The 22,636-nt window shown below is 72.2% G+C and carries 22 protein-coding genes; 11 read left to right on the top strand and 11 right to left on the bottom strand.

Going from position 1 to position 22,636, the window contains the following annotated elements; genetic code table 11:
* Nucleotides 1-82: 82 nt before the first annotated feature.
* A complete protein-coding gene (locus A4R43_RS10110; RefSeq protein WP_113692088.1) occupies nucleotides 83-1,405 on the top strand; it encodes an MFS transporter in 1,323 nt (440 codons plus the stop codon).
* Here A4R43_RS10110 and A4R43_RS10105 read toward each other — a convergent pair whose 3' ends face one another.
* Together A4R43_RS10105 and A4R43_RS10100 are read right to left on the bottom strand one after the other, a co-directional pair.
* Nucleotides 1,406-2,320, bottom strand: a complete 915-nt coding sequence (locus A4R43_RS10105) for a hypothetical protein (protein ID WP_236808879.1) — start codon at nucleotides 2,318-2,320, stop codon at nucleotides 1,406-1,408.
* Nucleotides 2,321-2,324: 4 nt separating this feature from the next.
* On the bottom strand, nucleotides 2,325-2,882 hold the full coding sequence (locus A4R43_RS10100; protein WP_205215289.1) for a hypothetical protein: 558 nt from the start codon (nucleotides 2,880-2,882) through the stop codon (nucleotides 2,325-2,327).
* 162 nt (nucleotides 2,883-3,044) lie between these two features.
* Between A4R43_RS10100 and A4R43_RS10095 the strand changes: the two genes are divergently transcribed.
* Entirely contained in the window at nucleotides 3,045-4,436 is a 1,392-nt protein-coding gene (locus A4R43_RS10095) for an FAD-binding oxidoreductase (RefSeq protein ID WP_113692087.1), read from the top strand.
* On the opposite strand, the gene A4R43_RS10090 is transcribed toward A4R43_RS10095, so the two are convergent.
* From A4R43_RS10090 to A4R43_RS10050, 9 genes are all read right to left on the bottom strand, one after another.
* Entirely contained in the window at nucleotides 4,411-6,216 is a 1,806-nt protein-coding gene (locus tag A4R43_RS10090) for a helix-turn-helix domain-containing protein (protein ID WP_113692086.1), read from the bottom strand. The genes A4R43_RS10095 and A4R43_RS10090 overlap by 26 nt on opposite strands.
* A 41-nt stretch (nucleotides 6,217-6,257) precedes the next feature.
* Entirely contained in the window at nucleotides 6,258-7,436 is a 1,179-nt protein-coding gene (locus tag A4R43_RS10085; RefSeq protein WP_113692085.1) for a PQQ-dependent sugar dehydrogenase, read from the bottom strand.
* A gap of 86 nt (nucleotides 7,437-7,522) precedes the next feature.
* Entirely contained in the window at nucleotides 7,523-7,942 is a 420-nt protein-coding gene (locus tag A4R43_RS10080) for a VOC family protein (RefSeq protein WP_113692084.1), read from the bottom strand.
* 63 nt (nucleotides 7,943-8,005) lie between these two features.
* Nucleotides 8,006-9,832 carry a glutamine--fructose-6-phosphate transaminase (isomerizing) gene (glmS, locus tag A4R43_RS10075; protein ID WP_113692083.1) on the bottom strand — a complete coding sequence of 609 codons (1,827 nt, stop codon included), beginning with the start codon at nucleotides 9,830-9,832 and terminating at the stop codon, nucleotides 8,006-8,008.
* A 16-nt stretch (nucleotides 9,833-9,848) separates the two neighbouring features.
* Entirely contained in the window at nucleotides 9,849-10,118 is a 270-nt protein-coding gene (locus A4R43_RS10070) for a hypothetical protein (protein ID WP_418190814.1), read from the bottom strand.
* Between the two features lie 66 nt (nucleotides 10,119-10,184).
* Entirely contained in the window at nucleotides 10,185-11,168 is a 984-nt protein-coding gene (locus A4R43_RS10065) for an aldo/keto reductase (protein WP_113692081.1), read from the bottom strand.
* A 20-nt stretch (nucleotides 11,169-11,188) separates the two neighbouring features.
* The gene (locus A4R43_RS10060) at nucleotides 11,189-12,190 is read right to left on the bottom strand and encodes an inorganic phosphate transporter (protein ID WP_113692080.1); all 1,002 of its coding nucleotides are present in this window, start codon (nucleotides 12,188-12,190) and stop codon (nucleotides 11,189-11,191) included.
* Entirely contained in the window at nucleotides 12,191-12,817 is a 627-nt protein-coding gene (locus tag A4R43_RS10055) for a DUF47 domain-containing protein (RefSeq protein WP_113692079.1), read from the bottom strand.
* Nucleotides 12,818-12,886: 69 nt separating this feature from the next.
* The gene (locus A4R43_RS10050; protein WP_113692078.1) at nucleotides 12,887-13,312 is read right to left on the bottom strand and encodes a MarR family transcriptional regulator; all 426 of its coding nucleotides are present in this window, start codon (nucleotides 13,310-13,312) and stop codon (nucleotides 12,887-12,889) included.
* 84 nt (nucleotides 13,313-13,396) lie between these two features.
* Between A4R43_RS10050 and A4R43_RS10045 the strand changes: the two genes are divergently transcribed.
* The 9 genes from A4R43_RS10045 to A4R43_RS10005 all read left to right on the top strand — a co-directional run bounded on the left by A4R43_RS10045 (nucleotide 13,397) and on the right by A4R43_RS10005 (nucleotide 22,636).
* Nucleotides 13,397-14,470, top strand: a complete 1,074-nt coding sequence (locus A4R43_RS10045) for a substrate-binding domain-containing protein (RefSeq protein WP_236808877.1) — start codon at nucleotides 13,397-13,399, stop codon at nucleotides 14,468-14,470.
* A gap of 522 nt (nucleotides 14,471-14,992) precedes the next feature.
* Nucleotides 14,993-15,622, top strand: a complete 630-nt coding sequence (locus A4R43_RS10040) for an AmiS/UreI family transporter (protein ID WP_113692077.1) — start codon at nucleotides 14,993-14,995, stop codon at nucleotides 15,620-15,622.
* Nucleotides 15,623-15,637: 15 nt separating this feature from the next.
* The gene (locus tag A4R43_RS10035) at nucleotides 15,638-16,675 is read left to right on the top strand and encodes an aliphatic amidase (protein ID WP_113692076.1); all 1,038 of its coding nucleotides are present in this window, start codon (nucleotides 15,638-15,640) and stop codon (nucleotides 16,673-16,675) included.
* The gene (locus tag A4R43_RS10030) at nucleotides 16,675-17,724 is read left to right on the top strand and encodes an AAA family ATPase (protein WP_113692075.1); all 1,050 of its coding nucleotides are present in this window, start codon (nucleotides 16,675-16,677) and stop codon (nucleotides 17,722-17,724) included. Before A4R43_RS10035 ends, A4R43_RS10030 begins: the two co-directional genes overlap by 1 nt.
* Nucleotides 17,725-17,798: 74 nt before the next feature.
* On the top strand, nucleotides 17,799-18,059 hold the full coding sequence (locus A4R43_RS43900) for a cation:proton antiporter regulatory subunit (protein ID WP_113692074.1): 261 nt from the start codon (nucleotides 17,799-17,801) through the stop codon (nucleotides 18,057-18,059).
* Complete coding sequence (locus tag A4R43_RS43235) at nucleotides 18,053-18,838, top strand: alpha/beta fold hydrolase (protein WP_236808876.1); 786 nt, start codon at nucleotides 18,053-18,055, stop codon at nucleotides 18,836-18,838. The genes A4R43_RS43900 and A4R43_RS43235 overlap by 7 nt, the downstream gene beginning before the upstream one ends.
* 94 nt (nucleotides 18,839-18,932) lie before the next feature.
* Entirely contained in the window at nucleotides 18,933-19,706 is a 774-nt protein-coding gene (locus A4R43_RS10015; RefSeq protein WP_113692073.1) for a 2,3-dihydro-2,3-dihydroxybenzoate dehydrogenase, read from the top strand.
* Between the two features lie 114 nt (nucleotides 19,707-19,820).
* On the top strand, nucleotides 19,821-21,005 hold the full coding sequence (locus A4R43_RS10010; RefSeq protein WP_113692072.1) for an isochorismate synthase: 1,185 nt from the start codon (nucleotides 19,821-19,823) through the stop codon (nucleotides 21,003-21,005).
* Nucleotides 21,002-22,636, top strand: a complete 1,635-nt coding sequence (locus tag A4R43_RS10005) for a (2,3-dihydroxybenzoyl)adenylate synthase (protein ID WP_113692071.1) — start codon at nucleotides 21,002-21,004, stop codon at nucleotides 22,634-22,636. The genes A4R43_RS10010 and A4R43_RS10005 overlap by 4 nt, the downstream gene beginning before the upstream one ends.

The following is a 22,636-nucleotide window of genomic DNA, read 5'->3' as shown; positions in this document are numbered from 1 at the left end:
CGGCGCACCTTGTCAGCGCGCGTTCTGTCCGTATAGTCCGTAGGCCCGGGTTCGACCGGCCCCATCGGACAACGGAGTTCTCATGGCACAACCGACGGCGCCCGCCGCGCGGCCGAAGCGGACGCGTGAGGAAAAGAAGGTGCTGGCCAGCACGCTGGCCGGGACCACCATCGAGTGGTACGACTTCTTCATCTACGCCCAGGCCGCCAGCCTGGTGCTCGGCCCGCTGTTCCTGGCGCCGGTGAGTCAGGCGTCACCGGGGCTGGCCACGGTGATCTCACTGGCCACCATCGGGATCAGCTTCCTGTTCCGGCCGCTCGGCGCGATCATCGCCGGGCGCTACGGCGACAAGCTCGGCCGCAAGAAGATGCTCGTGCTCACGCTGGTGCTGATGGGCGCGGCCACCGCGCTGATCGGCGCGCTGCCCACCTACGCCGACATCGGCGTCACCGCCCCGATCGTGCTGATCGTGCTGCGGATCGTGCAGGGCTTCTCGGCCGGTGGTGAATGGGGTGGGGCCGCGCTGATGTCGGTCGAGCACGCCCCGGAGAACCGGCGCGGGCTGTTCGGGGCCTATCCGCAGGTGGGCGTGCCGATCGGGCTGATACTGGCGACCGGCGTGCTGTGGATCATGACCACGGTGACCACGCCCGCCCAGTTCCAGTCGTGGGGCTGGCGGGTGCCGTTCCTGTTCTCGGTGGTGCTGATCGTGCTCGGCTACGCGATCCGGCGCGCGGTCGAGGAGAGCCCGGTCTTCCAGGAGATGCTCCAGCGCCGCAAGGAATCCTCCGCGCCGCTGCGTGACCTGTTCAAGCACCACACCAAGCAGGTGGTGCTCACCGCGCTGATCTTCATCGCCAACAACGCCGCCGGGTACCTGGTGATCGCCTACTTCATCGCCTACGGCACCGGCACGCTGAAGCTTTCCCGGCCGTCGGTGCTGCTGGCGATCGTGGTCGGCTCGCTCGGCTGGCTCATCTTCACCCTCTACGGCGGTGCGCTGTCGGACCGGATCGGCCGCGTGCGCACCTTCCAGCTCGGTTACGCGCTGGTGTTCGCCTGGATGATCCCGCTGTTCCTGCTCATCGACACCCGCAACATCTGGCTGTTCGGCGCCGCCGTCTTCGTGCTGACCATCGGGCTGGGCCTGTCCTACGGCCCGATGTCGGCGATGTACGCGGAGATGTTCCCGACTTCGGTGCGTTACTCGGGGGTGTCCATCGGGTACGCGCTGGGCGCGATCCTCGGCGGGGCGTTCGCGCCGACGATCGCGGAGCTGCTGGTGCAGAACACCGGCTGGGCGCCCTCGGTGGGCATCTACATCATGGTGCTGTGTGTGATCTCCTTCGCCGCGGTCACCGCGGTCAAGGAAACGAAGGGCACCGACCTGCGCGTGCCCGCCTGATCAGCACCCCGGGGCGGGTGTGAACCTGGCCGGGGCGAAGTCCAGGCGGAGCTTGTCGGTGCGGGGCACCACGAACGCGGTGCCCCGCGACGGCCGCCAGCTCGCCGGGAGGAACACGTACTGGCCACCGGACTGGAGCAGCAGCTTCAGTCCGGTGTACCGGTACTTGTACGCGCTGTCGGGCTGCGCGCACACGTCCTCGCGGACCCCGTCGGCGACCAGGTTCAGGCTCTGCGCGCTGTACAGCACGGCCGCCGGTTTCGACGGCAGCGCGGCGGCCGTTTCGTAGGCCGACCGCACGCTGGTCGCCTGCGCGTAGTCGCCGACCGCCCAGAACAGGCCGAAGGCTACCAGCGTGTAGGCGGACACCCATTCCGCGACCGACAACCGGGACCGCCTGCCCGAGGCCGCGCCCAGCCGGTGCCACGCGGCGGCCAGCAGCACCACCCCGAGCGCGAGCCCCGCGCCCGGCAGCCCGGCAAGCCACCGGAACGGCCCCGGCTCGAGCACCACCGGCACGGTCAGTCCGATGAGGACGAACCCGGTCACCCCGGCGATCGGCGTGGCCACGCGCTGCAACCGCTCCCACGCGGTCTTCGGGAGGCGGTGCCGCAGCGTCCGGATGACCCCGAGCACCCCGAACCCCAGCGCGGCCGCCATCGCGATCGGCAGGAGCAGGCCGTTGACCCCGCGGCCGAAGATCTCGTCGGCGGTCTGGCCCAGCAGGGTGTAGTGCACCCGGAAGTAGGCGAAGAACTCCTGGGTGCGGAGCAGGCCGTAGTAGTACAGCAGCGCGGTCAGCAGGGTGACGTTTGCCGCGACGGAGGCGAGCACCTTCGCCGCGCGGCCGGTGCCCGGTTCCCCGGCCGGGGCCGGTGGCCGCGGCCGGAGCCGGTGGTGACGCGGCCCGGGCACGGTCTCAGCCGCCGGAGCCGGACCCGGACTCGGGCCCGGACTCGGCGGGCGAGTCGGAGCCGTCGCCGGAACCCTCGCCGGAGCCGTCGCCCGAGTCTTCGTCCGAGCTTGGACCGGCGGATTCGGGTTCCTCCGACGGCGGCTTCTCGTCGTCGATACAGGCTTTGGCCTTGACGGTGATCCGCCCGCCCGGCCGCACCGGGCGCGGGGTCACCGAGGCCACGCAGTCACCGGAACCGCTGATCACCACCTTGACCCCGCAGCGGTTCCGGCCGCACTGGTCGGCCAGCTGGCCTTCCATGTCGGCCTGCACGTCCTGCGGGCTCCGGCCGCCGCCGGTGCGTGTGTTGTCGTAGTCGATCGGGCCGCCGGGGATGTCCGGTGGCTCGTCGGCGGGATCATCCCGGTCGCCCCGTCCGCCGGTGGGTTCCGTGGTTTCCCGGCCGGTGGGCTGGTCCGCCGGGTCCTGGCTGTCAGTCGGCTCGGTGCCGCCGCAACCGGCCAGTGCCAGGCAGGCCGCGGCGATCATCGTGATCGGGCTGTACCAGCGAGTCCTCATCATCGCACTCACTTCCCCTCACCCGAGAGGACGGCCAAGCGGAGCAACCTGATACACCGGCCGCACGAACGGAGCAACCCGGTAGAGAAAACCTCCATGCCCGATCACGGACGGTGGTTGTTCCCTCCATTGGACTGACCGGTGCGAGCGTGCGAAGTTGACCGGATGCGTGCCCTCCTGGACGACCTTCGACGCGAGCTGCCCGCGGACCGGCTGGTGCTCGACCCCGACCTGATCCGCGGCTTCGTGCACGACGAAGCCGAGTGGGCCCCGCACGGCACGCCCGGCGTGGTGGTGCGGCCCCGGACTTCGGCCGAGGTGCGGGCCGTCGTGCTGGCGTGCGTGCGGCATCGCGTGCCGCTCGTGCCCCGCGGCGCGGGCACCGGGTTGTCCGGCGGCGCCAACGCGATCGACGGTGCCGTGGTGCTGTGCACCGCGCTGATGACCGAGATCCGCGAGATCGACCCGGTGGAACGCCTCGCCGTGGTGCAGCCGGGAGTGGTCAACGACGACCTGCGGGCGGCCTGCGCCGAGCAGGACCTGTGGTACCCGCCCGACCCGGCCAGCGCGCCGTGGTCGACCATCGGCGGCAACGTGGCGACGAACGCCGGTGGCATCTGCTGCGCGAAGTACGGCGTCACCCGCGACTACGTGCTGGCGCTGGAGGTGGTCACCGGCACCGGCGAGCTGGTCCGGCTGGGCAGGCGCACGGCCAAGGGCGTCGCGGGCTACGACCTCGCCGGGCTGATGGTCGGCTCGGAGGGCACGCTGGGCGTGCTCACCGAGATCACCGTGCGGCTGCGCCCGCGACGCGAGCCGGAGCACACCGTCGCCGGGTACTTCTCGTCCATTGTGGACGCCGGGCGCGCGGTGACCGCGGTCGGCGCGGCCGGGCTGACCCCGTCCGCGCTGGAGCTGATCGACCGGCACTGCCTGGCCGCGGTGGACAAGTGGAAGAACATGGGCCTGTCCGCCGACGCCGAGGTGGTGCTGCTCGGCCGCACCGACGCGCCGGGCGCGGCGGGGGAGCGCGAGGTCGAGGCGATGCTGGCGTGCTTCGAAGGCGCCGGGGCGACCTGGGCGGCGCGGTCCACCGACCAGGAGGAGGCCGACGCGCTGTTCGCCGCGCGGCGGCTGGCCTACCCGGCGCTGGAACGGCTGGGCCCGGTGCTCACCGAGGACGTCTGCGTGCCGCGGGCCGCGGTGCCGGAAATGCTGGCGCGCATCGAGAAAACCGCCGCCGAGCTGGACACGCTGATCGCGAACATCGCGCACGCCGGCGACGGGAACCTGCACCCGCTGCTGATCACCCCGCCCGGTGACGAGGACGCCCGCCGCCGCGCGCAGGCCGCGTTCGACCGGATCATCGCCGACGCCATCGAACTCGGCGGCACGGTCACCGGTGAGCACGGCGTCGGCCTGCTCAAGCGCGACGGCCTGCGTGCCGAGCTGAGCCCCGCCGTGCTGGACCTGCACCACGCGGTCAAGGACGCGCTCGACCCGCACGGCATTCTCAACCCCGGCAAGGTGTTCAGCCGCGCGCCCGGAGCGCGCTGAGCACGTCGTGCAGGCGCAGCGCGAGCTGGACCTCCAGCGCGCGCCGCGGTTCGCGCCAGCCGGGACCGAGCAGCCCGTCGATCCGCTCCAGCCGCTGGTAGAGCGTGTTCGCGTGGATGTGCAGCAGTGCGCAGGTCCGCGCGTGGTGCCGGGACTGCTCCAGATAGGTCCGGAGCGTGGTGGCGAGGTCGCGCTGCCGGTCGCGGTCGTGTGCCAGCAGCGGGCCGACCGCCTCGGTGATGAACACCAGCAGTTCGTCGCGGCCCGCCTGGCCGAACAGCGAGCGGTAGAGGCCGAGTTCGGCGGCTCGCGCGCAGTCGCGGGCGCGGCCGAGCGCGAGCAGCACGGTGGCGGTCTGGCGGGCGGATTCGTGGGCTTCGCGAATAGCCCGCACCCCGCCCGCGCAGTCCGCGATGCCGACCGCGCAGGGCGGGCCGACGCGCCGGATGCGCTCGGCTGCCTGCTCGCCCGTGGTGCCGGGCAGCAGGGCGACGACGTGGCCGCCGTGTTCGGCGGACCAGCCGCCGGCGTCACCGGCCACGCGGGCCGCGGACTGGGCGGCCTGCCGCGGGTCCGCGTCACCGGGGTCGAACACCGCGACCGCCCGCACCTGCGCGAGCGCGAGGCCTGCCCGCGCGGCACGGCGGCGGAGCCCGCCCTCGTCGGCGCCGGGGGAGAGGAGCGCGCCGACGAACTCGCCGCGCGTGCGCAACTCCGCTTCCACTCGCGACCGTTCCGAGGTGATCACCACCGCGACGGAGTTCGCGCCGAGCGCGAGCAGGCGTGGCGCGTCGGCGTCGCGGGCGGCTTCACCACGGGCGACGAGGCAACCGGCGTACCCACTGCCCAGCACGACCGGCGCCAGCACCGCGTCGCCGAGGTGGACCACCGTGTGGGGCGCACCGGCTTCCCGCACCAATTCCGCCGATTCTCCTTCCCCGGCAAGGAGTTCGTGGTCCGCGCCGAACACGGCGACCGGCCCGCGCAGGGCACGGGCGAGTTCGCCGGCGATTTCGGCGTACCCGCCGCCGTCGATCACGGCCGCGGTGAGGCGCTCCCGGAGTTCGTCGGCACGCCGCAGCGTGGCGTTCGCTTCGGTGAGTTCCTCGAACAGCCCGGCGTTGTGCAGCGCGACCGCCGCATGGGACGCGAGCGCGGCGAGCAGTTCGACCTCACCGCCGTGGAAGGCCCGCGGACGGCGGTCGGCCGCCAGCAGCACACCGATCGGCCGGTCCCCGCGAATCAGCGGCACGCCGAGAATGCCGCCGAGCTGCTCGCTCTCGGCGGCCGCGTCCACGGTGGCGACGTGCTTGATCCGGGTGTCGCGCAGGTAGTCCTCGCTCCACATCGGCTCGCCGGTGCGCAGGACCCGCCCGCCGAGCCCGCGGCCCGCCGCCAGCTCGATGCCACGCAGGACCGAGCCCATGGACCCGTCGACCACCTCGATGCGCAGCCTGCCGTCGTCCTGCCGGAGCATCAGGTAGGCGACGTCCACGCGGAGCAGCCGCCGGGCCTGCGCGGCGACCTCGGTGAGCACCTCGGCGGAGTCACGCAGGGTGGTCAGGCGGCGGGCGAGGTCGTTCAGCACGGTCAGCTCGGCCGCGTGCCGCCGCCGGGCGTCGAGCCGCCGCCGGATGGCGAAGGCGCGGTCGGCGGCCAGCGCCAGCCGGTCGCGGCGGGTGCCCCCGGCCCCGGTGAGCTGCTCGCGGCGGAACTCCTCCAGCTCGGCTTCGGGTCGTTCGTCGGCGAGCAGGCGCAACCAGGAGTCGGTCTCGGACATGGGTCCATCATGGAGGCCGTCTCCATGAACCGCTCCGGTGGCTACTTGCGCTGGAACGCAACGCGGTGCAGGCGGCCGGGGTACTCGTCGACCACGTACAGCTCGCCGTATTCGTCCACGCCGAACGCGGTGACGTCGGTCGGGAAGGTGCCGATCTCACCCCCGGTGTAGGTGCCGTCGGCGTTTTCCCGTACCGCCCATGCGGTGCCACGGCAGAAGTCGGTGGCGACGTAGGTGCCTGCCACGAGCTTCGCGAACTGGCGCCCCCGGTAGACGTGCCCGCCGATCACCGCGCAGCCCTGCTCACCTGAGACGTAGTCGAAGACCGGCCCGGTGTACTTGGCCGCCGGGTCGCAGCGTTCCTGGTTGTACACCACGGGCCCCTCCAGACACGACCAGCCGAAGTTCACCCCGCCCTGGTGCGCCCGGATGTGGTCGACCTCCTCGAACCGGCCCTGGCCGACGTCACCGATCCACAGCGAGCCGTTGTGCGGGTCGAACGAGAACCGCCACGGGTTGCGCAGGCCGTACGACCAGATCTCGGTGCGCACCCCGGCGTTGCCGACGAACGGGTTGTCGCCCGGCACGCAGTACGGCTTCCCGTCACACGACCGGTTCACGTCCAGCCGCAGGATCTTGCCGAGCAGCGTGTCCAGCCGCTGCCCGGCGGCCAGCGGATCACCCGCGCCGCCGCCGTCGCCGATGCCCCAGTACAGGTAGCCGTCCGAGCCGAAGGCGACCTGCCCGCCGTTGTGGTTCGGGAACTCCGGGTGCGGCTGCGACAGCAGCTCCTGCACCGCGCCGGTGTCGAGGCGCACCCGCGCCAGCGTCACCGCGTGGTCCGGCAGCCGCGTGTACGCCGCGTACGCCGTGCGGCGGTCCTTGGCCAGCGCCAGCCCGAGCAGCCCGCGCTCGACCGCGCCCGAACTGATCCGCGCGCTGAGGTCGAGCACCGGTTTCGCGGCCAGGCCGGTCTTCGGGTGGTACGACCGGATCACCCCGCGCTTCTCGGTGATCAGCAGCCTGCCGTCGCCGACCGGGGTGATCGAGGTGGGGTTCTGCAGCCCGGTCGCCACCTCGGTGGTGACCACGGTCAGTTCCTCCAGCGGCACCCCGGTGGCCTGGACCCCGCTCGCCGCCGGGACGGAACCGCCCAGCAGTGCGGTGACGGCGAGCGGAACGGCGGTCAGCCACCGTCTCCACGTGTGCGGTCGCGACATGTCTGCTCCCCAAACGCCCTAGGCCTGATTGGTCTGGTCCAATTCAAGCGGGCGTCCGGGCGCCGCGGTACCCCCAAACGGATCGCTCAGAACACCGGGCGCGGCACCAGCACCACCAGCCAGCCGTCCGGATCGGCGAACCCGAGCGCGCCGTTCTCCGCCCAGTACGGGTTCTCCAGCTCGACCGGCTCGTGACCGGCTTCACCGAGCCGCACCACCGTCTCCTGCATGCGCGCTTCGCCGTCGAAGTACAGCACCAGCAGGTTCTCACGGCTGGGCGCCGTGCCCGGGCTGCCGCCGGCGTGCGACGTGAACTCCAGGTGGTAGTCGGTGCCCGGCAGGCCGAGCATGACCCCGTCGTACCCGGCGTGCCCGCTGAAGCGGTACAACTCCGGCAGGCCGAGACAGCCCGAATAGAACTCGACCACCTCGGCCAGCCGGTCGGTCGGGCGCGCCACCCGCACCTGCGCCACCGCCAGCCCCGGCGGCCACTCCTGCTCCCGCATCACCTGATCCTTTCCCGCGGTCGGTGCGACCGTAGGAGCTCCAGCGGACTGGAGGTCAAGGCCTCATTCGACGGTGACGCTCTTGGCCAGGTTGCGCGGCCGGTCGATCTCGCGGCCCAGCGCTTTCGCCAGGTGGTAGGCGAACAGCTGCAGGGCCACCGAATGCGTGATCGGCGCGAGTTCGCGTTCGGCCCTCGGCACCCGGATCACGTCGGTGACCAGCCCGTCCGGCAGGTCGGCGTCGGTCACCGCGACGACCGGGCCACCGCGGGCCTTGATCTCCTCGATGGTGGACAGGTTCTTCGCGAGCAGGTCGTCGGCTGGCAGCACCACCACGGTCGGCATCTCCGGATCGATCAGCGCGAGCGGCCCGTGCTTGAGCTCCGACGCCTGGTAGGCCTCGGCGTGCACGTAGGAGATCTCCTTGAGCTTCTGCGCGCCTTCCCTGGCCACCGGCCAGCCCTGCACGCGGCCGACGAAGAACATGTGCTCGGCACCGGCGTACTTCCTGGCGATTCCGGCGATTCCCGGTTCCTGGCCGAGAATTCCGGCCAGCTGGGCCGGCAGCGCGAGCAGGCCGTCCACCAGGCGCCTGCCGTCGGCCATGGACAGGTCGCGCACGCGGCCGAGTTCCAGCGCCAGCAGCGCCAGCGCCACGCCCATGTTCGTGAACGACTTCGTCGCCGCCACCGAGATCTCCGGCCCGGCGTGCAGGAACAGGCCGCTGCCGCACTCACGCGCGATCGAGCTGCTGACCACGTTGACCAGGCCGATCACCCGGCCGCCCTTGCGCTTGAGCTCGTGCACCGCGGCCAGGGTGTCCAGCGTCTCCCCGGACTGGCTGATCGCCACGTACAGCGTCTCCGGATCGACCACCGGGTTGCGGTAGCGGAACTCCGAGGCCGGTTCGGCGTCGGCCGGGATGCGCGCGAGCTGCTCGATCAGCTCGGCGCCGAGCTGCCCGGCGTAGTAGGCGGAGCCGCAGCCGAGCAGCTTCACCCGCCGGATCTGCTGGTACTCGCGCGGGGTCAGGCCGATGCCGTCGAGCCGGGCGGACATGAACCGGCGGTCCAGGCGCCCGCGCAGGCAGCGGTCCACCGCGTCGGGCTGCTCGGTCATCTCCTTGTACATGAAGTCGGGGTGCCCGCCGAGTTCGTAGTCGACCGAACCGGCTTCGAGCGCGGTCGGCGGGCGGGTGGTCGTGCGCGGGTCCGTGCTGTCGCTGGTGCTGGTGCGGTAACCGTCCGCGGTGACTGTGGCCAGCTCGTCGTCCTCCAGGTAGATCACCTGCTCGGTGAACCGCACCAGCGCGGCGGTGTCCGAGGCGATCAGCATCTCCTTCTCGCCGAGCCCGAGCACGATCGGGCTGCCGCGCCGGGCGGCGATCAGCTCACCGGGGTTCTCCGCGTCCATCGCGATGATGCCGTACGTACCCTCCACTTGGGACAGTGCGTCCCGCACGGCTTCTTCCAAAGTGGACTCTTCGCTGCGGGCGATCAGGTGGGCGAGCACCTCGCTGTCGGTGTCGGAGGCCAGCTCCACGCCCTCGCCGGTGAGCCGCTTGCGCAAGACGTCGGAGTTCTCCAGCACACCGTTGTGCACGATGGCGATCCGGCGCTTGGTGTCCAGGTGCGGGTGCGCGTTGCGGTCACTGGGCTCGCCGTGCGTGGCCCATCGGGTGTGCGCGATGCCGGTGGTGCCGACCAGCCCGTCCGGGATGACGCGGCGCAGGTCCGCCACCCGGCCCGCGGTCTTGTGCACGCCCAGCCCGTCCGGACCGGCCACGGCGACGCCCGCCGAGTCGTAACCCCGGTATTCGAGCCGGTGCAGTCCCTCCACCAGCAGGGGAACCGCGTTCTTCGAACCGACGTAACCGACGATGCCGCACATCCGCCGCTACTCCTCCTCAGCCGTAGACGATGCGCCGCAGCTGCCGCTCCGACAGCTCCGGCGCCGCGACCGGGCGCACCGCGAGTTCTTCGCGGAGCACCGGCCAGATGCGGGCGTTCGGAAGCTGCCGGGCACGCAGCTCGGCATGGCGCCGGCGCACGTACTCCTCGGGCGTTTCGACGAAGTAACCCATCACGTCGGAGACCACGCGCCTGGCGATGGCGGACGGCAGGCCGCTGGTCCTGACCACGTGGCGCAGCAGGTCCTCCGGCACTTCGTCCCCCACGCCGGCCAGCATCGCACCGGGCGGGGGAGCGGCCCAAATCCCGTGCCCGGATTCGGGCACGTCAGCTCACCACCGGTCGTGCACCAGCGGGCGGACCAGCTCGTCGTAGACCTCGCGCACCGCGGCCGCCGCCGCGCTGTCCACTGTGGGCAGTGCGGCCGCCGAGGTGTTCGCCCTGGCCTGCGCCGGATTCCGGGCGCCGGGGATCACCGTGCTCACGCCCGGCTGGTCCAGGATCCAGCGCAGCGCGAACTGGGCGAGCGTCTGACCGGGCGGAACCACGCCGCGCAGCCGCTCGACGGCTTCGAGGCCCACCTCGTAGGGCACGCCCGCGAAGGTCTCGCCGACGTCGAACGCCTCGCCGTGGCGGTTGAAGTTCCGGTGGTCGTTGTCGGCGAAGGTGGTGTCCCGCGTGTACTTGCCGGACAGCAGGCCGGAGGCGAGCGGGACGCGGACGATGATCGCCGCGCCCGCCTCGGCCGCGGCGGGCAGCACCCGCTCGAGCGGCTTGAGCCGCAGGCAGTTCAGGATGATCTGGACCGAGGCGACGTTCGGCCTGGCCAGCGCGGTGAGCGCTTCCTCGCAGGTCTCCACGCTGACGCCGTAGCGGGCGATGCGCCCCTGGGCGACCAGTTCGTCGAGCGCGTCGAACGCCGCGTCGCTCGAATACACCGGCGTCGGCGGGCAGTGCAGCTGGACCAGGTTCAGCGTGTCCATGCCGAGGTTCCGGCGGGAGCGGTCGGTCCAGGCGGCGAAGTTCGCGGCGGTGTAGTTCTCCGGCACCTGCTCGGCGCGGCGGCCCATCTTGGTGGCGACGAACAAGTCACCGTTATCGCGGGCGGCGCGGAACCGGCCGACCAGCTGCTCACTGCGCCCGTCGCCGTAGACGTCGGCGGTGTCGAAGAAGGTGACGCCCTCGTCGGCGGCGGTTTCGAGCACGGCCAGCGCGTCCTTCTCGTCGACCTCACCCCAGTCGGCGCCGAGCTGCCAGCAGCCGAGGCCGACCGCGCTGACGCCGCGGCCGAGCCGCTTCACTTCGCGAATTTCCATGCCGCGATTCTGGCACCGGCTCAGGTGGTCAGCGCGACCAGTGGCCAGGAGAACAACGCGGCGACCAGGCCCGCCGCCGGGAAGGTGAGCACCCAGGCACCGAGAATGTTGCCCGCGGTGCCCCAGCGCACGGCGGAGAACCGGCGGGTGGCCCCGGCGCCCATGATCGCCGAGGTGATCGTGTGCGTGGTGGAGATCGGCGCGCCGAAGCCGAGCGCGGCCACGTAGAGCACCGAGCTGGCGGTGGCCTCGGAGGCGAAGCCCTCCGGCGGGCGCAGGTCGATCACCTTGCGGCCGAGCGTGGCGATGATCCGCCGGCCACCGGAGTAGGTCCCGGCCGCGAGCACCGCGCTGATCAGGAAGTACACCCAGACGGGGATGTGCCAGTCGCTCTGGTGACCGCCCGCGACCAGCGCGAGCACCACGATGCCCATCGACTTCGCCGCGTCCTGCATGCCGTGCCCGACCGCCATCGCCGCCGCCGAGCAGGTCTGCGCGGCGCGGAAACCGCGGTTCAGCTTCTTCGGGTGGCCGCGCCGGAACGTCCACAGCACCGCCAGCATCAGCAGGTAACCCAGCGCGAAGCCGAGCAGCGGGGAGATCACCATCGGCAGCAGCACGTCCTCGGCGATCCCGCCCCACAGCACCACGCCCGCGGCGGGCAGGGTGGCCCCGACCAGCCCGCCGACCAGCGCGTGCGACGAACTCGACGGCAGGCCGAAGTACCAGGTGACGAAGTTCCACCCGATCGCGCCGAGCAGTCCGCAGCCGACCACGGTCAGTGCGGTCAGCCCCGGCGGCAACCGCACGATCCCGGCGCCGACGGTCTTGGCCACCTTCGCGCCGAAGAACGAGCCCACCAGGTTGCCTGCCGCGGCCAGCGCCAGCGCGGTGCGGATGCTCAGCGCCCTGGTCGAAACCGAGGTGGCGATCGCGTTCGCCGCGTCGTGGAAACCGTTGGTGTAGCTGAACAACACGGTGAGCGCGACAACGGCGACCACCGCCACCAGCTCGCCGTTCACTCAGGACTCCTTGACCACGATCGCTTCCACCGTGTTCGCCACGTGCTCGAAGGCGTCGGCGGCTTCTTCGAGCACGTCGCCGATCTCCTTGAGCTTCAACACGGTGAGGGCGTCGTACCGGCCGCTGAACAGGTGCGTGAGCAGCTGCCGGTAGATGCGGTCGGCCTGGTTCTCCAGCTCGTTCGTGCCAATCCAGTAGTGCTTGAGGTCGCGTTTGGCGGCGAAGTCCTCGAACGCGGTCACGGCGAGTTCACCGAACGCGCGCAGCACTTCCAGCTGCTCGCACATCTGCGGCGGCGGGCGCTCGCCGTCGAACGCGGCGTAGAGGTGCGCCAGCGTCGCCGCGGCTTCGAGGTGGTCGATCACGTCGTCGAGGCGGGCGGCGAGCCGGTACATGTCGTCGCGGTCGAACGGGGTGATGAACGAGGAGTTGAGCTTGTTGTACAGCTCGTGGGTGACCTCGTCGTTCTGGTGCTCGATCTCGACGAGGCGGTCGCTCAGCGCCTTCGCGGGGGTGCCCGGTACGCCCAGGTCCGCGATCGCCTCGGTGGCGCTGGCGGTGTTGCGGGCAGCGCGCACGAAATACTCGAACAACTCGGGCTGCTTCGGCCGCAGTCGTAGGCGCATGATCGGGGCGTACCCGATCGGCCGGGCGCAAAACCCGGTCAGCCCACCGGGGCAGTGCGCAGACCCCGGTCAGGCCACCGGGGCGGTGCTCAGCGCGGCGAGCAGGGCCAGCACGGCCGGGCCGTCGCCGGTGCGGCCGAGCAGCTCGGCCTCGGCCTCGGCCACCTTGGGCGCCAGCCGCCGGTGCGCGGCGCGGCCACGCGGGCCGAGGTAGACCCGCACGCGGCGGCGGTCCTCGGCGTCGACCTCGCGGTAGGCGGCCGCGGTGGTGACCAGCCGGTCCACCACCCTGGTCAGCGTCGGGCCGGTGGCCAGCGTCCTGGTCGCCAGGTCGGCCATGGACAGGCCGCGCTCGCGGGCCAGCGCGTCGAGCACCAGCCACTGGTCCAGTGTCAGGTTCTCCGGCTTGAGCACCTGCTCGACCCTGGCCGTGACCGTGCGCAGGGCCCGGGTGAGCGCCCTGGTCAGCGGTTCGTCGCCGGTGTGCGCGGTCATCGGCCTCCCCTTGCGGAACCGTGCTCTGATGGACAAGACTTTGTTCCACCTGGAAGTATTCCACCAGTACGGGAGAGTCGCGGGATGACCTTCGCCACCGCCCGTGCCCCGCGGGCGGACTGGCGCGTCGCGATGGTGATCCCGCTGCAGGGCCCGGCCGGGTTGTTCGGCCCGTCCTGCGAGGCGATCGCCGAGCTGGCCGCGCACGAGTTCAACGCCGCCGGCGGGGTGCTCGGCCGGGAGGTGTCGCTGCACGTGGTCGACGGCGGCGCGCCACCGCCGGCGGTGGCGGCCGAGGTCGCCGCGCTGGCCGAAGCCGGTGAGGTGGACGCGGTCACCGGCTGGCACATCTCGTCGGTCCGGCACGCGCTGGCGCCGGTGCTGGCCGGGCGGCTGCCCTACGCCTACACCTCGCTCTACGAAGGTGGCGAGCGGCGGCCGGGAATTTTCTGCACCGGCGAGACACCGCGGTTGCAGATCGCGCCCGCGCTCCGGTGGCTGCGGGACAACCTCGGCGCGCGCCGGTGGTTCATCGCCGGGGACGACTACGTGTGGCCGCACGCGTCCACCAGCGCGGTGCGCCGGTTCGCCGGGGAACTGGGGCTGTCGATCGCGGGGGAGGCGTTCGTCGGCCTCGGCGGCGGGGACATGGCCGGGCTGATCCGGCGGGTGGAAGCCAGCCGGGCGGACGGGGTGCTGATGCTGCTGGTGGGGCAGGACGCGGTGGAGTTCAACCGCGCCTTCGCCGCGCGGGGGCTGCACGAGCGGCTGGTGCGGTTCAGCCCGCTGATGGAGGAGAACATGCTGCTGGCCAGCGGCAGCACGGCGACGCGGAACCTGTTCGTGGCGGCGGCGTACTTCCGGTCCATGGTCAACGCGGACGCGATGGACCTGCTGGGGCGGTACGTCGGGCTGCACGGGCCGGCCGCGCCGCCACTGAACAACGCGGCGGAGTCGTGTTACGAGGGTCTGCAGGCGCTGGCCAGCCTCGCGGGCCGCGCGGGGAGCGCACGCCTGCCGGACTTCAACGCGGTGCTCGACGGCGTCGCCTACCACGGCCCGCGCGGCACGGTCGAATTCCACGGACAGCAGGCGCGCCAACGAGTCCACCTGGCCGTGGCCGACGGCTGCGACTTCGACATCATCACCCGCCTCTAGCCCCGCCCGGTTGCGCCGCCTGGGGCGGGCCGCATGTCACGAATGTGGCTTTCGAGACGTTTCGCGTCCCGAAAGCCACATTCGTGACATGCCGGGGCGGCCGCCATCGGCTGCACGGCTCGCGGCGCGGATCGTTGTCCGGCGCACCCGCCTCGGCCAGCTCGCGGCCCTGCTGCCCCGCGGCTCGCGGCAGCGCTTGCCCCGGCTGCGCTGCTCGCGGCTGTGCTGCCCGCGGCCCCGGATCTGCGGCCCGCGGGCTCGCGGCCCCGCTGCCCGGGGCACCGCGGCCCCGGATCTGCTGCTCGCGACTGCGCTGCCCGCGGCCCTGCGGCGCCGCGGCCCGCGGCCCGCGGCCCCGGCTCCACCTGCTCCGGCGGACACGAATGTGGCTTTCGGAGCGGAATCCGCCCCCAAAGCCACATTCGTGTCCATCCCCCCGGGTTGACGCGCCCGCCCGTCACCACTTAGTTTCAGGTGAAACTATTCCAAGCGGATGCAATGTGGCACCGGACGGAGGTTCGCATGAACCAGGTCGGTCTGCTCTACGTCGGCGCGGTGCTGCTCCTGAACGGGCTGATGCTGCTCGGCCGCGTCCCCGCCCGGTCGGCGGCGGCGCTCAACCTGTTCGTCGGCGCGCTCCAGTGCCTCACCCCGACCGTGCTGATCATCCAGGCCGGCGGCGACCAGGACGCCATTCTCGGTGCCTCCGGCCTCTACCTGTTCGGCTTCACCTATCTCTACGTCGGCGTCGCGAACCTCGCGAACCTCGAACCCGCGGGGATCGGCTGGTTCTCGCTGTTCGTCGCCGGGGCGGCGGTGGTCTACTCCGGACTGTCCTTCTGGCACGACCACGACCCCGTCTTCGGTGTCATCTGGCTGGCCTGGGCCCTGCTGTGGGCACTGTTCTTCGCCGTGCTCGGGCTGGGCGCCGAGCGGCTGACCCGGTTCACCGGCTGGCTCACCGTCTTCTTCAGCCAGCCGACCTGCACCGTGCCCGCCTTTCTCGCGCTGACCGGCGGTTACCGCCCCAGCGCGGGGCTGGCCTGGCTGGCCGCGGCGCTGCTGGCCGCCCTCACCGGCGTCGCCGCGCTGCTCGCGCGCCGCGCTCCCGAACCCCGTTCCGTCCCGGCCGCCACCGCCGCGGCCGCGTGATCCCAGGAGGAAATGATGCGACACGGTGACATCTCCGCCAGTCCCGACACCGTCGGCGTCGCGGTGGTCAACTACAAGATGCCCCGCCTGCATACCAAGGCGGAGGTACTGGACAACGCCAGGAAGATCGCGGAAATGGTGGTGGGCATGAAAACCGGGCTGCCGGGCATGGACCTGGTGGTGTTCCCGGAGTACTCCACGCAGGGCATCATGTACGACCCCGGCGAAATGTACGCGACCGCCGCGACCGTGCCCGGCGAGGAAACCGCGATCTTCAGCGAAGCCTGCCGCGCCGCGAACACCTGGGGCGTCTTCTCCATCACCGGCGAGCAGCACGAGGACCACCCGGACAAGCCGCCCTACAACACCCTCGTGCTGATCGACAACCACGGCGAGATCGTGCAGAAGTACCGCAAGATCCTGCCGTGGTGCCCGATCGAGGGCTGGTACCCCGGCGACACCACCTACGTCACCGAGGGCCCGAAGGGCATGAAGATCTCGCTGATCATCTGCGACGACGGCAACTACCCCGAAATCTGGCGCGACTGCGCGATGAAGGGCGCCGAGCTGATCGTGCGCTGCCAGGGGTACATGTACCCGGCCAAGGATCAGCAGGTGCTGATGGCCAAGGCGATGGCGTGGGCCAACAACTGCTACGTCGCGGTGGCGAACGCGGCCGGGTTCGACGGGGTCTACTCCTACTTCGGCCACTCCTCGATCATCGGCTTCGACGGCCGCACCCTCGGCGAGACGGGCGAGGAGGAGTACGGCATCCAGTTCGCGCAGCTCTCGCTCTCGGCGATCCGGGACGCGCGCGAGTTCGACCAGTCGCAGAACCACCTGTTCAAGCTGCTGCACCGCGGTTATTCCGGCGTGCACGCGGCCGGTGACGGGGACAAGGGCGTCGCGGACTGCCCGTTCGACTTCTACCAGCTCTGGGTCACCGACGCCGAGAAGGCCAGGGAGAACGTGGAAGCGATCACCCGCGACACCGTCGGCGTCGCCGACTGCCGGGTGGGCGAGCTGCCGGTCGAAGAAACGATGCGGGCCTGATGCCGTACCTCACCGACCGGTACCACGACCAGAACCGGGAGGCCGCCGCCGCGCGGCCTCCCGGCGCGTTCGACCGCGACGCGGTGGCGGCCGGGCTGCGCGCGCGGATCCTCGGCCAGGACCCGGCCGTCGACGCGGTGGTGCGCGCGCTGACCCTGGCCACCGCGGGTGTGGCCGATCCGGCGCGCCCGCTGGCGAACCTGCTGCTGGTCGGCCCGACCGGCACCGGGAAAACCGAACTCGTGCGCCAGGTCGCGGCCCAGTTGCGCGGTGGGCCGGAGGATCTGTGCCGGGTGGACATGGGCGCGCTCGCGCAGGAGCACTACGCGGCTTCGTTCAGCGGCGCGCCACCGGGTTACGCGGGCAGCAAGGAGGCCTACTCGGTCTTCGAACGCTCCAAAGTGGAGGGTGACGCCTACACGCCGGGTGTGGTGTTGTTCGACGAGGTGGAGAAGGCGCACCCGACCGTGCTGCGCGCGCTGCTCCAGGTGCTGGACAACGGCGAACTGCGGCTGGCGAACGGGCAGGAGCGCATCTCCTTCCGCAACAGCTACGTGTTCCTCACCTCGAACCTGGGCAGCGCGGAGCTGGCGCGGCGCCGCCGGGCGCGCTGGCGGCGGCTGGCCGACCGGCTGGGCGACCGGCCGGGCGCGTTCACCCGGCGGCTGGCCGAGCGCGGCAACCAGGCCGCGGTTTCGGCCGCACTGGGCGATTTCTTCGACACCGAGTTCCTCAACCGGATCGACGAGACGATCGTGTTCACCGAATTCGACACCGAGACCGCGACCAGGATCGCGGCGGTGGAGATCGAGGAACTGCGCCGGAGGCTGCGACGCCGCTCGGTCGAACTGGTGGTGGACGATTCGGTGCCCGAGCTGATCGCCGAGCGCGGCTTCGATCCGGTGTACGGTGCCCGTGGCCTGCGCCGCTGCCTGCGCACGGCGCTGGCCGAGCCGGTCGCCGCGGCGGTGGTGCGGCGACGGCCGTCCGGCCGCGAGCCGATCACCGTCCGGGCGCGGGTGGTGGCCGGGGTGGTGGTCGCCGAGTAGCGGAATGGGGGTTGGCTCCGATGCGGCCACGCGGTCAATCCGGGCAAAGTGGACAGCATGCGGAGGTGAGACCCATGGAAACCGATTCGCACCGGTTGCCCGGCCACCGGATGGTGCACCACTTCCGGACGCGGTCCGGCGAACGGCTCGCCGTGCTGCACGCCGGCTCGGGCCGGTCGCTGCTGGTGTACGGCACGGCCGATCCGGACGCGCCCGAGCGCTCGATCGCGCTCGACGGCGACGAAGCCGACCACCTCGCCGAACTGCTGCACGGCGAGGGGATCCGGGAGCGGCTGGACCGGATCGAGCGGCGGATCGAGGAACTCGCGTGCTGAACGGCTCGTTGTCGCGCCCCGGCGCGGTGATCCGGTACGGGTGCTCGCCGGGTCGCGGTCCGGCGGTGGTGTTCACGCACGGCGCGGGCATGAGCCACGAGGCTTTCGCCGCGCAGGCCGCCGCGTTGCCGGAGCGCCAGGTGGTGTGCTGGGACCTGCGCGGCCACGGGGAATCGGTGCTGGAGCCCGGAACGCGGTTCACGGCCGAGGACGCCCTCGCGGATCTCGCCGCGCTGCTCGACCACCTCGAACTGGAGCGGCCTGTGCTGGTCGGGCATTCGCTCGGCGGCAACCTCTCCCAGGCGCTGGTGCGCCGCGCCCCCGCGCGGGCCGGTGGGCTGGTGGTGCTCGGCTCGACCTGGAACGCCGGGCCGCTGACCGGCACCGAACGCCGCCTGCTGCGCCTGGCCGCGCCCGCGCTGGCGATGGTGCCGGAAGCGCGGCTGCCGCGGCTGATGGCCAAGGCCTCCGCGGTGACCCCCGAGGCGATCGCCGCGACCGAGGCGGTGTTCGCCAGGATGCCGAAGCGGGTTTTCCTCGACGTCTGGCGCGCCACCGCGTCGCTGGTCGAACCCGACCCGGACTACCGCACGCCGGTGCCGCTCACCCTCATTCGCGGTGAGCGCGACCGCACCGGGAACATCGCCACCGCGATGCCGCGCTGGGCGGCGGCCGAGGGCGTGTCCGAGCACGTCGTGCCGGGTGCGGGGCACGTGGTGATGCTCGACGCGCCCGCGGAAATCGCGGTCTTGCTGGGCGAACAGCTGGCCGCCATGTAAGCCAGATCACCTGATCAATCCCTTTACCATCGCCGTGAACCCGTTAGGTTAGGGCAGCCTAAGGAAACTGTTCGGGTCGGTGAAGGGAGTTCCGGTGGAGGACGGCATCCGCGGTGGGGTCGCGGTGGTCACCGGGGCGGCCCGGGGCATCGGCGCCGCCGTGGCCGGGGCACTGGCGTCGGCGGGGGCCGCGGTCGCCGCGATCGATCTGGACGCGGACGGCCTGGCGAAAACGGTGGCCGGCGCGGATGGGCGGGTCCTGCCGTTCACCGCGGACGTGGCCGATTCCGCCGCCATCGCCGAAGTGGTCGGCCAGGTCGAGCGCGAGCTGGGGCCGATCACCATCGGCGTTCCGGTGGCGGGCATTCTCCGTCCGGGCTCGGTGACCGACACCAGCGACGAGGACTGGGCAGCCACCTTCGCGGTCAACACCACCGGCGTGTTCACCGTGCTGCGCGAGGTTTCCCGGCGGATGGTGCCGCGGCGGCGGGGCGTGCTGGTGACCGTCGGCTCGAACGCGGCCGGGGTGCCGCGGACGGGGATGGCCGCCTACGCCGCGTCGAAGGCGGCCGCCACCATGCTGACCCGCTGCCTCGGCCTGGAACTGGCCGGTTCGGGCATCCGCTGCAACATCGTCTCGCCCGGATCCACCGACACCGAGATGCAGCGTCTGCTGTGGACGGACGAAAACGGGGCGGCGCGGGTGATCGCGGGCGACCCGGCGCAGTTCCGGGCGGGCATCCCGCTGGGGCGCATCGCCGATCCGGCCGACATCGCCGACGCGGTGGTGTTCCTGGCTTCGGACCGGGCGCGGCACATCACCATGCAGAACCCCTACGTGGACGGCGGGGCGACGCTGCGGGCGTGAGATCCACGCCCCGTCTTCCACTGAGGTAAATCTTAGGTTAGGCTTTCCAAATAAACGAGAGTGTGCAGTGCGCGGTCACCGCCGCCGAGTCCTCTTTGCGAAAGGGAATGACCAGTGTCCTCACCCGCTCTGGCGCGACCGCGCCCGGTGCACCGCGCGGCCGATCTGCTGGCCGCCTACCTGCCGGGGTCGTTCTACTTCTCCTCCGGCCGCGGCTCGCTGCTGGCGGACGGGGTGCACACCACCGTGCAGGCACCGCACGGGCAGCGGGCGCGCGCGGCGGCGGACGCGCTGATCGCCGCCGACCTCGCGGGGGTCGAGGAGCCGCTGGTGGTCGGGGCGCTCGGGTTCCGGCCGGACGCCGAAGCCAGCCTGGTGGTGCCCGCGGTGGTGCGGCGGGCGGGCGTGCCGGAGCGTGGTGGGCGGGCCAGCGCGCTGGACGGCTCGTGGTCGATCACGCCGAAGCCCGAGCCCGAGGTCTACGCCGGCAGCGTGCGCCGCGCGCTGGAGCTGATCGACGCCGATGAGCTGAGCAAGGTCGTGCTCGCGCGCTGCCTGGAGCTGACCGCCGGTGCGCCGGTCGAGGTCCCGGCGCTGCTGGCCAGGCTGGTGGCCGCCGACCCGGCCGCGCACGTTTTCGCCGCCGACGTCAGCGCTCCCGGTGATCCCGCGCCACGCACCCTGGTCGGCGCGAGCCCGGAACTGCTGGTGTCGCGGCACGGTTCGACGGTGGTGGCGAACCCGCTCGCCGGTTCGCTGCCGCGGGTCGCCGACGAGGCCGAGAACCGCCGCCGGATCGACGCGCTGCTGGCGTCGGCCAAGGACCGCGCCGAGCACGCGCACGTCGCCGCCCAGGTGGCCGACGTGCTGGGCGGCTTCTGCCGCGACTTGGTGGTGCCCGAGGAGCCGACCGTGCTCGGTACGCCGACCATGTGGCACCTCTCGACGCGCATCACCGGCCAGATCGCCGATCCGGCCGTTTCCGCACTCGCGCTGGCCGAGGCGCTGCACCCGACGCCCGCGGTCTGCGGTGTGCCGGTGGAACGCGCCCGCGACACGATCGCCGAGCTGGAGCCCGAGGACCGCGGTTACTACTCCGGGCTGATCGGCTGGACCGACCTGAGCGGGGACGGCGAATGGGTGGTGACCATCCGCAGCGCCGAGGTGTGCGACCGGACGGTCCGCCTGTTCGCCGGGGCCGGGGTGGTCGCCGGCTCCGACCCGGCCGCCGAACTCGCCGAAACCAGCGCGAAGTTCCGCACCCTGCTGCGGGCGCTCGGCCTGGAGGGCGCGGCATGAGCGCCGGCCACGTCGCCTGGCCGGCCGAAACCGCCGCGCACTACCGCGCCGCCGGGTACTGGCGCGGGCAGACCTTCGGCTCGCTGCTGACCACCGTGGCCGAGGCGTACGCCGGGCGGACCGCCGTGGTGGGGGAGCGCGACGGTGAGACCGCGCGCTGGACCTTCGCCGAACTCGACGACCAGGCGCACCGGATCGCCGCCGGGCTCACCGATTCCGGGATCCGCCCCGGTGACCGCGTGGTCCTGCAACTGCCGAACATCCCGGAGTTCCTGCCGGTGGTGTTCGGGCTGTGGCGGGCCGGGGCGTGGCCGGTGTTCGCGCTGCCCGCCCACCGCGAAACCGAGCTGCGGCACTTCGCCGAGCAGAGCGAGGCCGTCGCCGTCCTGACCGTGGGCGAGCACGACCGGCACGACCACGCGGCCACCGCGCGGGCCGTCGCCGACGGCGTGGCCTCGGTGCGGGACGTGCTGGTCGTCGGCTCGCCCGAGTTCACCGACCTGGCCGCGACCGCGCCGCGTGAACTGCCCGACCCAGACCCGTCCGGCGTGGCGTTCCTCCAGTTGTCCGGCGGCAGCACCGGCCTGCCGAAGCTGATCCCGCGCACCCACGACGACTACCTCTACAGCGTCCGGGAAAGCGCGCGGATCTGCGCGCTGCGGCCGGACAGCGTGTACCTGGCGGCACTGCCGGTGGCGCACAACTTCCCGCTCAGCTCGCCGGGCGTGCTGGGTGCGCTGCACGCGGGCGCGGCCAGCGTGCTCTGCCCGCGCCCGGACGCGGACACCGCGTTCCGGCTGATCGAGGCCGAGGGCGTGACGATCACCGGCGTGGTGCCGCCGCTGGCCGCCGCCTGGGTGCAGGCCGCCGCGCGCACCGCCCGCGATCTGTCCACTTTGGACGTCATACTGGTCGGCGGGGCCAAGTGCGGGCGCGAGCTGGCCGAGCGGATCGGCCCCGCGCTGGGCTGCCGGTTGCAGCAGGTGTTCGGCATGGCCGAAGGGCTGGTCTGCTACACGCGCCTCGACGATCCCGAGGAGATCGTGCTCAGCACCCAGGGCCGCCCGATCTCGCCGGACGACGAGATCCGCGTGGTGGACCCGGCCAATCCCGAGGCCACCTCCGAAGACTTGGTGCCCGACGGTGAGGCCGGGGCGCTGCTCACCCGCGGCCCGTACACCATCCGCGGTTACTTCCGCGCCGAGGAGCACAACGCCACCGCGTTCACCCCCGACGGCTTCTACCGCACCGGCGACCTGGTCCGGCGCACCCCGGCCGGGCATCTCGAAGTGGTCGGCCGCGCCAAGGAGCAGATCAACCGGGGCGGCGAGAAGGTGGCCGCCGAAGAGGTGGAGAACCACCTGATGGCGCACCCGGCCGTGCTCGACGCGGCGGTGGTCGCGGTGCCCGACGAGTACCTGGGCGAACGGACCTGCGCCTACGTGGTGCCGGTCGCCGGCGGGGCGCCGACCGGTGCCGAGCTGCGCCGGTTCGTCCGCGAGCGCGGGATCGCCGCGTTCAAGGTGCCCGACCTGGTCCAGGTGGTCGAGGCCTTCCCGGTGACCGGGGTCGGCAAGACCAGCAAACGCGAGCTGCGAGCGGCACTGGCCGCCCTCGCTGGGAAAGGGTGA

It is taken from the genome of Amycolatopsis albispora (genome assembly GCF_003312875.1).
Lineage (GTDB): Bacteria > Actinomycetota > Actinomycetes > Mycobacteriales > Pseudonocardiaceae > Amycolatopsis > Amycolatopsis albispora.
This window is presented reverse-complemented; position numbering and strand designations above follow the sequence as displayed.